At 44.0% G+C, this 11,473-nt stretch carries 14 protein-coding genes; 4 read left to right on the top strand and 10 right to left on the bottom strand.

Annotated features, from left to right (window positions below; genetic code table 11):
- Positions 1-5: 5 nt before the first annotated feature.
- Entirely contained in the window at positions 6-770 is a 765-nt protein-coding gene (locus ACIM339_RS05780; protein ID WP_015283677.1) for a 4-phosphopantoate--beta-alanine ligase, read from the top strand.
- Here ACIM339_RS05780 and ACIM339_RS05775 read toward each other — a convergent pair.
- Positions 737-1,378, bottom strand: coding sequence for a zinc ribbon domain-containing protein (locus ACIM339_RS05775; protein ID WP_015283676.1), 642 nt, complete (start codon positions 1,376-1,378; stop codon positions 737-739). The genes ACIM339_RS05780 and ACIM339_RS05775 overlap by 34 nt on opposite strands.
- Positions 1,379-1,428: 50 nt before the next feature.
- A complete protein-coding gene (locus tag ACIM339_RS05770) occupies positions 1,429-2,052 on the bottom strand; it encodes a metallophosphoesterase (RefSeq protein WP_015283675.1) in 624 nt (207 codons plus the stop codon).
- Between the two features lie 72 nt (positions 2,053-2,124).
- Between ACIM339_RS05770 and ACIM339_RS05765 the strand changes: the two genes are divergently transcribed.
- Positions 2,125-2,505 carry a YkgJ family cysteine cluster protein gene (locus ACIM339_RS05765; protein WP_015283674.1) on the top strand — a complete coding sequence of 127 codons (381 nt, stop codon included), beginning with the start codon at positions 2,125-2,127 and terminating at the stop codon, positions 2,503-2,505.
- Here the strand turns inward: ACIM339_RS05765 and ACIM339_RS05760 are convergent.
- From ACIM339_RS05760 to ACIM339_RS05725, 8 genes are all read right to left on the bottom strand, one after another.
- A complete protein-coding gene (locus ACIM339_RS05760) occupies positions 2,486-3,595 on the bottom strand; it encodes a sodium ion-translocating decarboxylase subunit beta (RefSeq protein WP_015283673.1) in 1,110 nt (369 codons plus the stop codon). The two genes, ACIM339_RS05765 and ACIM339_RS05760, sit on opposite strands and share 20 nt — an antisense overlap.
- Positions 3,596-3,602: 7 nt before the next feature.
- Positions 3,603-3,983, bottom strand: a complete 381-nt coding sequence (locus tag ACIM339_RS05755; protein ID WP_015283672.1) for a biotin/lipoyl-containing protein — start codon at positions 3,981-3,983, stop codon at positions 3,603-3,605.
- Positions 3,980-4,744 (bottom strand): OadG family protein, encoded by a 765-nt coding sequence (locus ACIM339_RS05750; protein ID WP_052309860.1) that lies wholly within the window; start codon positions 4,742-4,744, stop codon positions 3,980-3,982. The genes ACIM339_RS05755 and ACIM339_RS05750 overlap by 4 nt, the downstream gene beginning before the upstream one ends.
- Positions 4,745-4,752: 8 nt before the next feature.
- Positions 4,753-6,279: an acyl-CoA carboxylase subunit beta gene (locus ACIM339_RS05745; RefSeq protein ID WP_015283670.1), complete on the bottom strand. Its 1,527-nt coding sequence runs from the start codon at positions 6,277-6,279 to the stop codon at positions 4,753-4,755.
- A gap of 77 nt (positions 6,280-6,356) precedes the next feature.
- Positions 6,357-8,036, bottom strand: coding sequence for a methylmalonyl-CoA mutase (locus ACIM339_RS05740; protein WP_015283669.1), 1,680 nt, complete (start codon positions 8,034-8,036; stop codon positions 6,357-6,359).
- 2 nt (positions 8,037-8,038) lie between these two features.
- Positions 8,039-8,428, bottom strand: coding sequence for a methylmalonyl-CoA epimerase (mce, locus tag ACIM339_RS05735; protein ID WP_015283668.1), 390 nt, complete (start codon positions 8,426-8,428; stop codon positions 8,039-8,041).
- The gene (meaB, locus tag ACIM339_RS05730) at positions 8,412-9,362 is read right to left on the bottom strand and encodes a methylmalonyl Co-A mutase-associated GTPase MeaB (protein ID WP_015283667.1); all 951 of its coding nucleotides are present in this window, start codon (positions 9,360-9,362) and stop codon (positions 8,412-8,414) included. Before meaB ends, mce begins: the two co-directional genes overlap by 17 nt.
- A complete protein-coding gene (locus ACIM339_RS05725) occupies positions 9,350-9,733 on the bottom strand; it encodes a cobalamin B12-binding domain-containing protein (protein WP_015283666.1) in 384 nt (127 codons plus the stop codon). Before ACIM339_RS05725 ends, meaB begins: the two co-directional genes overlap by 13 nt.
- Before the next feature lie 148 nt (positions 9,734-9,881).
- Here ACIM339_RS05725 and ACIM339_RS05720 point away from each other — a divergent pair, with 148 nt between their 5' ends.
- Both ACIM339_RS05720 and ACIM339_RS05715 read left to right on the top strand, forming a co-directional pair.
- Positions 9,882-10,577, top strand: coding sequence for an ATP-binding cassette domain-containing protein (locus tag ACIM339_RS05720; RefSeq protein ID WP_015283665.1), 696 nt, complete (start codon positions 9,882-9,884; stop codon positions 10,575-10,577).
- Positions 10,558-11,469 carry a SufD family Fe-S cluster assembly protein gene (locus ACIM339_RS05715; RefSeq protein ID WP_015283664.1) on the top strand — a complete coding sequence of 304 codons (912 nt, stop codon included), beginning with the start codon at positions 10,558-10,560 and terminating at the stop codon, positions 11,467-11,469. Before ACIM339_RS05720 ends, ACIM339_RS05715 begins: the two co-directional genes overlap by 20 nt.
- The last annotated feature ends 4 nt before the right edge of the window (positions 11,470-11,473 follow it).

Here is an 11,473-nt window from a genome sequence, read left to right as displayed (position 1 = left end):
GATCTATGATACCGAAAAGCCATCCGAGGTACGAATCCCTAATGAAGAGGGAAAGGATAATAGAAGGTTTTAAAAAGGGGATAGTTGCCCATGCAGGTCTGATAGCCCACGGAAGGGGGGAAACCTTCGATTACCTCATCGGTGAGAGAAGCGAGAATTTTGCATTGAGAGCAGAGGAGGCCGCAGTGGCAAGATTGTTCCTTGCAGAAAACCCCGTGATCTCTGTGAATGGAAATGTAACAGCCCTGGCAGCTCCGGATGTGATTCAATTTGCTAGAGCCTTAAACACAAAAATTGAGGTAAACCTTTTCTATCGCACCGAGGAAAGAATAAGGAAAATCGTGAACGAGTTTGAAAAACTGGGTGCAAGTATTCTAGGGGCTGAACCAGATGCAAGGATTCCGAACCTTGAACATGCAAGGGCACTATGCACAAGGGAGGGTATATATTCAGCAGATGTAGTGCTTGTGCCCCTTGAAGATGGAGATCGTACAAAGGCACTTAAGGACATGGGAAAATTCGTCATCACCATAGATCTGAATCCACTATCCAGAACTGCCCAAACTGCAGATATCACCATCGTGGACGAACTCACAAGGGCAATCAAAAATATGATAAAATTTGCAGATGGTATGAACGAAGAGAGAGCACGTAGAGTGCTCGAGGAATACGATAATAGGGATATCCTCGCACAGAGCTTAAATCACATAAAAAATAGGCTGGAGATGTTGGCATATCACTTTTCCAACTCTTCAGGCTTGAAGACATAACCGCAGTTATAGCACATTATTGCATCCTTAGAATTCAGGGTTCCGCACTGTGGGCATTTGATAAACTCCTCTCCATCCACGATCACAACTTCAAATTCTTCCTTTTTCTCCTCCTTTGTGCCAGGAGCTTCCTTAACCTCAACCTTAACCTCACCACCGGCAAGGGATTCAAGGGTTTGGATCATCTTTTCCCTGAGGTCAGTTAGGCCACGGTACAAAGCCGATATCTCTCCAAGTTTTTTCTCAATTTCATCCTTCGTTGTCTTCAGGGTCTTTTCGTACTCCTTCAACGCGCTCTCCGCAGAGGTTACAGCAGCAACCCTCTTTTGAAGTTCTTTTATCATCTGCTGGTATTTGCTTTTCTCCTCTTCCAGTTTCTTTGCATAATTTTCCAGCTCTGAGCTCTTCCTGTCAAGCAACTTCTCCTTCTCCTGAACCTTCTTTTCAAGATCCGCAATCCTTTCTTCCCTCTCCTTGAGTTTTTTCTCCCGTTCATCCAGCTGGCGGGCGCGTTCATTAACTTCCTTCTCTCTCTTCTGAATCTTTGCTAAGTAGTTCTGAACCTGCTCCCACAGGTTAAGGGTGCCCAAATCTTCATCCTCAGCCATAGTCATACCTCCTTGATGGATATTATCCTCATTAAATATTAAATTTTTGCCTATTTTTCTATCATTTCAACATTCATGCCCTGCAAATTGATAATAGCAGCGTATCCGTCCTTGGCAGGTCCTGGATTGACAAAGAGGATATCCTTTATGAATCTATAACCTCTGGCCTCGTGCACATGCCCCGATACAACCAGCTTGGGCTTTGCCTCAAAAACGGCATCTCTTATACCCCTGCTTCCTATGTGTCTGCCCCCAACATCGTCAAGTATGCCCAAGGGCGGCTGGTGAGTTAAAAATACACACCCTCTGCAATTCCTGAAAACACTGTAGGCATAATCCTCAGAGAATGTTATGCCCATGGTGAAGCCCCTTCCATTTGTGCCACCGAGCCCGATGAATTTTTGATTCCCAAGCACAACGGCTCTATCATGCAAATTTTCAGCTCTGCTTTTTTCTATGGCATCGAGCACATCTGGTGGATCGCAGTTACCAGGAACCGCGAGCACAGGCCTCTCAATATGATTCAAAAATTCAAGGGCAAAATCAGCAGGACCGAAATTGGTTATATCCCCGGCAATCAGCACCGCGTCGAATTCATATTCCTGGGAAAGTTCATCAATCATGTAGAGTGCGTTCCAAGAGCCGTGAATATCAGCCAGTGCCAAGAGCTTCATAACGGGATATTATGTTAAAGATTAAAAATTTCACGTAAAAAAGATTAAGTTTTCAAGTTATATCCATTATCAATGCTACCCTGCATTAAATACAGATGCTCCGCATGCTGCCACAATACGGAGATGATGCTCACGGAGGAGGATGTAAAAAGAATAAAAGCGCTGGGATACAAAGATTTCTACTATGAGGAGGACGGATTCTTTTACCTCAAAAACAAGAACGGAAAATGCGTGTTTCTAGATGAGCGGGGACTGTGTATGATATACGAGCAAAGACCGGAGGGTTGCAGGTTTTATCCTTTCATCTACGATCCAGAGATGGACAATATAATGAGGGATGAGGATTGCCCGTACAGGGAGAAATTCAAACTTGAAAATCCAGAAAAACTGAAAGATCTGGTTTTAAGAATTCTTAGGGAGAGGGAGATGAGACTCAAAGCAGATAAGCAATGAACACCCCAGCCGCTATGGCAGATCCAATAACACCCGCCACATTTGGACCCATGGCATGCATGAGCAGAAAATTGCCAGGATTCTCCCTTGAACCCAATCTCTGAACCACGCGTGCGCTCATGGGCACCGCGCTCACTCCGGCCGCTCCAATTATGGGGTTTATCTTACCGTGGGAGAGTATGTAGAAGAGTTTACCCAGCAACACCCCGCCGGCAGTTGCTGTTGCAAATGCAAACACACCAAGTAGAAGAATCTCAACAGTTTGTATGGTTAAAAATCTACTGGCCGTCATCATATAACCCACACCTAGTCCCAAAAATATGGTGGCAATGTTTATTAACTCATTTTGTACAGTTTTTGACAATCTCTCAGTGACTCCGCACTCTCTCAGAAGATTTCCAAACATGAGCATTCCGATCAAAGGCAGGGCAGTTGGAACTAACAGCCCAACAACAATTGTTGTAACTATAGGAAAAAGAATTTTTTCTCTCTTTCCAACCCTTCTCAGAGGCTTCATAACGACACTTCTTTCCTTTTTAGTGGTGAGAGCCCTTATTACAGGCGGCTGAATGAGCGGAACCATGGACATGTACGAATAGGCAGCCACCGCAACGGCACCCAGAATATCTGGAGCAAGTTTTGTAGCCGTGTAGATTGTGGTGGGCCCATCCGCCCCTCCAATTATACCTATGGCCGCTGCCTGATTTATATTAAATCCGAAAATAAGGGCAGCAAGCATGGCACAGTAAATTCCAATCTGAGCTGCTGCCCCAAGAAGAAAGGTCTTTGGGTTGGCAAGCAGAGGCTCGAAATCAGTCATTGCACCTATACCTAAAAATATGAGGAGCGGAATGGCCTCTGTACTTATCAAATACTTGTAAACAAGGTAGAGGAATCCATGAGGCGCCTCAGTCAGTCCACTCAGAGGCAGGTTAACTATTACCGCACTGAAGCCTATGGGGATAAGAAGCAATGGCTCCATTTTATACTTTATTCCCAAGGTAATGAAGAGCAATCCGACTATGATCATAACAGCTTCCTTCCAGTTTAGAGAGAGGAAACCAAGAAGTTCCCCCAGCACTCCGAACATGTTGACCTCACTCTATAACTATCAAGGGTGCACCCCTATCCACGGTATCTCCCACATTAACCATAATCTCTCTTACCTTACCGTTCTTGGGCGATACTATCTCATTCTCCATTTTCATTGCCTCCAGGATCAGAAGCACCTCTCCTTTTTTCACAGGATCTCCAACCTTGACTCTGATATCCAGTATCTTACCTGGCATCGGAGCAGTCACCGCACCCTCAACCGTTTCAGTAGAAACATTCTCCTTTGATTTGGGGGAGGTATTTACCGGAACACTTGCAGGTGTGATGGACACGGGTTGCACATTGGACGTTGAAGGTTCACCCAGCTCCTCCACTTCAACGGTGTACTCTCTACCGTTAACAACAACCTTAAACTTCCTCTTCATCTCAATCGCCTCATTCCCGCCATTCTCCCATAATATTTCCAGGGAGATGGTTTAACACTTATTATCCTGAACCTTCTGCCACCCAGATACAGGCTTATGGCACCTGTTATAGCAGCTATTACCTCTTCATCCATTTCTTCCACACTCCTTGAACTCGTATCAATCTTCTTTGAAGGCTTTTCATCCTTATTATTCTTTTCCTCATCACCCATGAATCTTGCAAATGAGTACATCACCACTGCAAGAATTCCCAGAACGGAGAATACCACACCCATGCCGATTCCGGAGAGAAGGATCCCCTCGTTCAGGCCGTTTTTGGATTTTTCAACATGAATTGGGCTCATTTTCACATCCATTGAGCCACCAAAGTCATAGAAAATCACTGCAAAGCGTTCGGTAGCATTGTAACTTTTAAGAAGATAAAACTCTACAGTTTTATTCCCGTCTGTCAGCACACTTTTGAACACAGTATCGTTTCCTATGATTATTTTCATCCCGGACATTAGCGTGGAGGGGGAGATATGAATTTGAACGTTTACACTTACCCTGGCGCCCTCTTCGGGATGTGTGGTTATGTTTGAAAGTATCGTTGTAAGGGAAGCAAACCCGTTTTCCAAGGTTATACTGATCCATCCTCCCTGTGATGAAACCCTAAAATGATCCGCCCTGTAACTGACATTCCAGTCTGTGTTCACGCTCTCTCCAGAGGCGTAGGCAAAGGTCAGAATAATAATGAGAGATATACAGATAATGGCCCTCAACACATCACCTACAGAGGTATGTTCCCGTGCTTCTTTGAGGGTCTATCTTCCATCTTGTTCTCCAGCATTCTGAGCGCCTGAATAATCCTCGGTCTGGTCTCATGGGGGTATATTACATCGTCCACGTACAAGCGGGATGCGGCCACATAGGGGTTGGCAAATTTATCCCTGTACTCTTTTATGAGCTCTTGCCTTTTTTTATCTGGGTTCTCCGCACTGTTTATCTCCCTTCTGAACACTATGTTCACCGCACCCTCAGGACCCATAACCGCAATCTCGGCGGTGGGCCACGCATAAACCACATCCGTGCGAAGATGCTTTGAGCCCATACCTATGTAGGCTCCTCCATATGCCTTCCGCATTATCACTGTTATTTTGGGCACAGTTGCCTCACTGTACGCGTAAAGCAATTTAGCACCATGCCTGATTATACCGCCATGCTCCTGCTCCACACCGGGCATGTATCCGGGCACATCAACAAGGGTAATGATTGGTATGTTGAATGCGTCACAGAATCTTATGAACCTCGCCGCCTTATCACTTGCATTTATATCAAGAACCCCTGCAAACACCTTCGGTTGATTTGCAACTATTCCAACTGTCTTGCCCGCCATCCTGGCAAATCCCACAACAATGTTCTCCGCAAAGAAGGGATGTATTTCAAAGAATGTACCCCGATCCACAATGAGATCTATAACATCCTTCACATCGTAGGACCTCTTTGGATCCTCAGGTATGATCCTGTCCAGAGAGTACTCGATCCTGTCTGGAGGATCACCAACATCCACCTCTGGAGGGTCTTCCATGTTATTTGAAGGCAGATAACTGAGGAGAATCTTCACCATGTTAAGGGCCTCATCTTCGTTTCTGGCAAAAAGATGAGCGTTTCCACTCTTCTGATTGTGCACAAGAGCACCACCAAGGGTCTCGAAATCAACATCTTCCCCAGTGACAGCCTTTATTACCTGAGGTCCAGTTATGAACATGTGAGCCGTCTTGTCCACCATTATTACAAAATCCATTATCGCCGGTGAGTATACCGCACCACCTGCACTTGGACCCATTATCACCGCAATCTGCGGCACAACTCCACTGGCCATGGTGTTCCTGAAGAATATCTCTCCATATCCCTTAAGAGAATCGACACCCTCCTGAATCCTTGCTCCCCCTGAATCGTTTATGCCAATTATCGGTGCTCCGTTTTTCAACGCCAGATCCATGATCGTGGTTATTTTCTGAGCATGCATCTCTCCCAAGGAGCCACCGAGAACTGTGAAATCCTGAGCGTACACAAATACAAGTTTTCCATTTATGGTACCATAGCCTGTGACAACTCCGTCTCCCAGTACCCTCTTTTTGTCCATTCCAAAATCAGTGGCACGAGACTGGGCAAACATTCCTATCTCAACAAATGTTCCGGGATCAAGGAGTTTCTCTATTCTCTCTCTGGCCGTGAGTTTACCCTTTTCATGCTGTTTTCTTATGCGCTCTTCTCCGCCACCCTGCATGGCTTTTTTTCTTTTTTCTTCTAGCATAATAATCCCTCACTTCCGTCAATCGGTTTAACGAGTTTCGACGATAGTAAATGCTCCAAGTATATTATACTTGCGCATCATATCACCGTTGGAGCACGGTACTCTCCGTACACTTCCTTGAGTGCGGATACAATCTCACCAAGGGTGGCATTGCTCTTCACACATTGATAAATATATGGCACAATATTGGTTTCGTTGGATTCTTCCATCTCCGCAATCCTGCTTAGTTCATTTAAAGCCCTTTCTACCCTACTGCTATCCCTGTTCACCCTAAACCTACGAAGTCGCTCTATTTGCCTCATACACATTTCTTCACAAACCCTCATTATCTCGATACTCACCTCCTCTTTTTCATCTACAAATCTATTAACACCCACTACAATACGGTCTCCATTTTCAATATCCATCTGCATCCGGTAGGCTGAATCTGCTATCTCCTTCTGCACATATCCGACCTCTATGGCTCTGGTCATTCCACCCATTTCTTCAATCCTATCCAGATATTTCCACACTTCCTCCTCAATCGTATCCGTAAGCCATTCAACATAGTAGGAACCGCCCATTGGATCGATGGTATCCACCACGCCACTTTCATACGCTATAATCTGCTGCGTACGCAAGGCAATTTCCACAGATTTGCGGGTTGGTAGTGCTAGTGCCTCATCATAGGAATTTGTATGTAAACTCTGAGTCCCTCCGAGAACAGCAGCAAGTGCCTGAATTGCCACACGAACTATGTTGTTAAAGGGCTGCTGGGCAGTAAGGGTGGAACCTCCGGTTTGGGTGTGAAAACGCATCATCATTGACTTGGGATTTTTCGCGCCAAACCTTTCACGCATAACCTTTGCCCATATCCTTCTGGCGGCTCTGAACTTGGCAATCTCTTCAAAGAAATTATTGTGCGCTGCAAAGAAGAAGGAAAGGCGGGGAGCAAACTTATCAACATCCACACCTCTACGGGTAATCCATCGAACATACTCGATACCATCACCTATTGTGAATGCCACCTCCTGAACCGCAGTGCTTCCAGCCTCGCGAATGTGATACCCTGAGATGCTTATGGGATTCCACTTTGGTATTTTTTCAGCACAGTATACAATGGTATCCGCCACCATGCGCATTGATGGTTGAGGTGGAAATATATATGTGCCTCTGGCTATGTATTCCTTAAGTATATCATTCTGAATTGTTCCCCTCAATATACCGGGAGAGATGCCGTTTTCCTCCCCAACAATTTGATACATGCTTAAAAGTATTGCCGCCGTGGAATTTATGGTCATTGATGTGCTTATTTTGTCCAGCGGTATCCCATCAAACAGGATTCGCATATCCTCAATGGTATCTATGGCAACACCCACCTTGCCCACTTCCCCCAAAGCCATGGGATCATCGGAATCGTATCCCACTTGAGTGGGGAGATCAAATGCCACACTGAGTCCCGTTTGTCCCTGCTCCAGCAGAAACTTGTACCTTTTGTTTGTCTCCTCCGCGGTTCCGAAACCCGCATATTGCCTCATTGTCCACAGCCGACCACGGTACATTGTGGGATAAACGCCCCTGGTGAAGGGATACTCTCCAGGAAATCCCAATTTTTCGAGATAGTCCCAATCCTTAAGATTTACCGGTGTGTATAGCCTATCAATCCCAACATCAAAATCCAGCACAAATTTTTTCCACTCATTCCTCTTCTCAAGGAATTTTTTTAGAGTTGTACTTTCCCAACGCTCCCTTTCCCTGATTATTTTTTCCACATTCACACTTATCCCTCCACCAGTTCAAGAAGAAATCTGGTGCTCTTGGGGTGAACAAATGCTATTTTCTTACCTTCTGCTCCGAGCCTGGGCTCTTCATCAATAAGCCTGTATCCCATCTCTTTTAAAGATTTCAGAGATTTTTCAATGTTTTCCACCTCAACGGCAAGATGATGTAACCCTTCGCCCCTTTTCTCTAAAAACTTATTGATTGGAGAATTATCTTTAATTGGCTCCAGAACCTCTATTCTAGCATTGCCAAGATGGATTATCCCAACCCTTACTCCCTGCTCATCCACATTCTCATATTCCACTTCAAACCCCATATCCTTCCATATTTTCACGCCCTCTTCCAAATTTTTAACCGCTATTGCAACATGATCAATCTTCTTTATCATTGCAGAGCACCTCCTTTTTAAAGATTTCATAAAGATTCTCTACTGCACTATAATAATCACACTGGCATTCTGCCACCTTCTTCACATAGGCATCAAAGGACTCGTTTCCATTGAGGAATTCAATTGCAAGATCATCCACATGGTCCAGAAACATAGTTCTAAGCAATCCCCTTATCTTATCAACATACATTGGATTCTCCATACTCAAGTGCTCCTCAATCTTATCAAGAAGTGGTATCACAGTAGCCCTGTTATACCCTATTGTTCTCACTATTGGTGGCTTCCACCCATTTCTGGGTTCCACGTTATCCCTCAAATAAGCCTCCGTAAGATCCGCTCCGTTTATATCACACTTGTTAATGACATATATATCCGCACTCTCAATTATCCCTGCCTTCATCATCTGTATGTCGTCACCCATATTTGGCATGAGAACCAGCACAGTGGTATGGCAGATGTACGATACCTCCACTGCAATCTGCCCCGTGCCCACGGTTTCCACAATTATGTAATTCATTCCTGCAAGGGCGAGAATCTTGAGAATATCCTTAACAGACCTCGATATGCCCTCCGGATTATCTGCACAACTTATGCTTCTAATGAAGACATTTGGGTTTGTTGCGTGTCTCTGCATTCTTATTCTGTCGCCCAGTATCGCTCCACCGGTGTAGGGGGATCTTGGATCAACAAGGATCACTCCAACCTTCTTACCCCTTTCAACCAGGAGGGAAATAACATGATCTATTAATGTGCTCTTTCCCACTCCCGGAGGACCTGTGAAGCATATGATCTTACCCTTCACCGGACACCCATATATCTTTCCTATCACTTCCTTCCTAAGATCCGCATCCTTCTCCATCATTGTTATTAATTTTGAAAGTGCAACTCTATCCCCAGACCTCACCCTTTCCAGAATCTCACTTACTTCACCCATTCTCCCACCTTCTCAACTATAAACTTAAGAGATGTACCTGGTCCAAAAACCTCTTTGATTCCCATCTTCTTCAGAGCATCCACGTCATCTGGAGGTATCGTACCACCACAAAAAACGGGGATATCCACACCCTTCTCTTTCATCAACTCAATAACACGCCTGAAAAGTTGAAGATGCGCACCGGATAGACAGCTTAAACCTATAAGATCAACATCTTCCTGTATTGCAGTGGCCACAACCTGCTCAGGACTCTGCCTGATTCCAGTATAAATCACCTCATATCCTGCGTTCTTTAATGCCCTTGCAACCACCTTGGCTCCACGATCGTGACCGTCTAAGCCCACCTTTGCTATGAGAATTCTCTTTCCCATCGTTATACGATATTACAACATTAAATTTAAATTTTTCTTCATTTTATTTCCATAATTCGTTTTTATTTTGTTTTATTTTTTAATCCCAAATACGATACACAGATATGTGGAGAAAAATTTTAATAAGTTGCTTCATAAAACCCTGTACATGCTTTTGGTGAAAAATCTAAGAGTGTATCGTGGAGACATGGAGATAATAAAAGGGATAAATATTGAGTTTAAAGATTCCGAGATTCATGTGATACTTGGAATTAATGGTTCGGGAAAGAGCACGCTTGCAGGAGGAATCATGGGAATATACCCCACTACGGGAAAAATAGAATTGGATGGAAGAAGAATAGATCATATGGGCATCGCTGAGCGTGCCAAACTGGGCATAACACTCTGTTTTCAGGAGCCGGCAAGATTTGAGGGTATAATTATAAAGGACTACCTGCTGATCTCATCAAAAGAAAAAAGCCTAAATTCGTTGTTTTCCACCCTAAATCTCGTTGGACTTCCAATTGAGATCCTGAAAAAGAGAATGGACGATACCCTAAGCGGTGGTGAGAGAAAGAGAATAGAACTCGCATCAGTTTTACTTATGAAACCCAGAGTAGCAATACTTGATGAACCAGATAGTGGTATAGATATGCTTTCCTATGGAAAAATTGAAGAGGCGGTGTATACCCTGAAGAAAAATGGAGCAACGGTGATTCTGATAACTCATAACAAAGAACTTGTAAACCTGGGAGATATGGCCCATGTGCTCAGTAACGGAAAGATAATAAAATCCGGGGACCCCAAACTTGTGAAAAGATTTTTTGAAAATATGAACAGGGGTGATGAGAACGAATGTTCTTGATAATCTATCAAGATACGCTGGGATAACGGATGAAAATACCCCAAGATTGCTCATACACAAAAACAAACTTATTAAAATGAAACTGGCAGATGGCATAATCATAAATACAGAAGAATTGGAGGACCATACAGTTATAGATATCCTGGTTGAAAAAAGCCTTGAAAGACCCGTACATATCTGCTTTGCAATACTGAACAAAACTGGAAAGCAGAGTGTCAATGCAAGGATAACCGTAAAGGATAATTCAAAGGTGCACTTTATTTCCCATTGCGTATTTCCAAATGCAGAAAAGGTTGTTCACAAATCAAATATCCAGTTTCAAATAGGACATGGGGCACTGGTAAAATACGAGGAAAATCATATTCATTCTCAGGAAGGGGACATAAAAATAGATTCCAAAGTACACGTGAATACGGGTATAAAATCAAAATTCGATCTGAGTTTCACTGTCACACATGGAAGGGCCGGTAAATTAAACTCATCCACAGACATTCATGTGGGTACGGAATCTTCAGCAAATGTTATTGCCAAGATACTTGGAAAGAAGGATGATTACATAGTTCTAAACGAAAAAATAACACTGGAGGGTTGTGAATCAAGGGGGATAGTAAAAACGAGAAATGTGCTGACTGAAAGATCAAAAAGTGTGGTGAACTCTGAAATAACGGGACTCGGAATCGAATCCAGAGGGCACATAGACTGCACAGAGATATTAATGGATGAGGCCACAGCCATGGCTTATCCAATAGTAAACGTCCAGAATCCTACTGCAAAACTTACTCATGAGGCTGCAATAGGTCGGGTTGATAAAAAGCAGATAATAACCCTCCTATGCAGAGGACTTTCAGAGGAGGAGGCCACGGACTTCATAGTCCAAGGACTTTTGAGGTGAGTGG

The organism is Aciduliprofundum sp. MAR08-339 (assembly GCF_000327505.1).
In the GTDB taxonomy this organism is placed as follows: Archaea; Thermoplasmatota; Thermoplasmata; order Thermoplasmatales; family Aciduliprofundaceae; genus Aciduliprofundum.
Note: the sequence above shows the minus strand (reverse complement) of the source record. Positions and strands in the feature narration are given on the sequence as shown.

Excerpts from the sequence above, each read along its gene's own strand:
- meaB (WP_015283667.1), bottom strand. The coding sequence starts at position 9,362 with ATGGGTGAAGTAAGTGAGATTCTGGAAAGGGTGAGGTCTGGGGATAGA.
- ACIM339_RS05715 (WP_015283664.1), top strand. The coding sequence starts at position 10,558 with ATGAGAACGAATGTTCTTGATAATCTATCAAGATACGCTGGGATAACG.
- ACIM339_RS05770 (WP_015283675.1), bottom strand. The coding sequence starts at position 2,052 with ATGAAGCTCTTGGCACTGGCTGATATTCACGGCTCTTGGAACGCACTC.
- ACIM339_RS05780 (WP_015283677.1), top strand. The coding sequence starts at position 6 with ATGATACCGAAAAGCCATCCGAGGTACGAATCCCTAATGAAGAGGGAA.
- ACIM339_RS05725 (WP_015283666.1), bottom strand. The coding sequence starts at position 9,733 with ATGGGAAAGAGAATTCTCATAGCAAAGGTGGGCTTAGACGGTCACGAT.
- ACIM339_RS05775 (WP_015283676.1), bottom strand. The coding sequence starts at position 1,378 with ATGGCTGAGGATGAAGATTTGGGCACCCTTAACCTGTGGGAGCAGGTT.
- ACIM339_RS05755 (WP_015283672.1), bottom strand. The coding sequence starts at position 3,983 with ATGAAGAGGAAGTTTAAGGTTGTTGTTAACGGTAGAGAGTACACCGTT.
- ACIM339_RS05765 (WP_015283674.1), top strand. The coding sequence starts at position 2,125 with ATGCTACCCTGCATTAAATACAGATGCTCCGCATGCTGCCACAATACG.
- ACIM339_RS05745 (WP_015283670.1), bottom strand. The coding sequence starts at position 6,279 with ATGCTAGAAGAAAAAAGAAAAAAAGCCATGCAGGGTGGCGGAGAAGAG.
- ACIM339_RS05720 (WP_015283665.1), top strand. The coding sequence starts at position 9,882 with ATGCTTTTGGTGAAAAATCTAAGAGTGTATCGTGGAGACATGGAGATA.
- ACIM339_RS05760 (WP_015283673.1), bottom strand. The coding sequence starts at position 3,595 with ATGTTCGGAGTGCTGGGGGAACTTCTTGGTTTCCTCTCTCTAAACTGG.
- mce (WP_015283668.1), bottom strand. The coding sequence starts at position 8,428 with ATGATAAAGAAGATTGATCATGTTGCAATAGCGGTTAAAAATTTGGAA.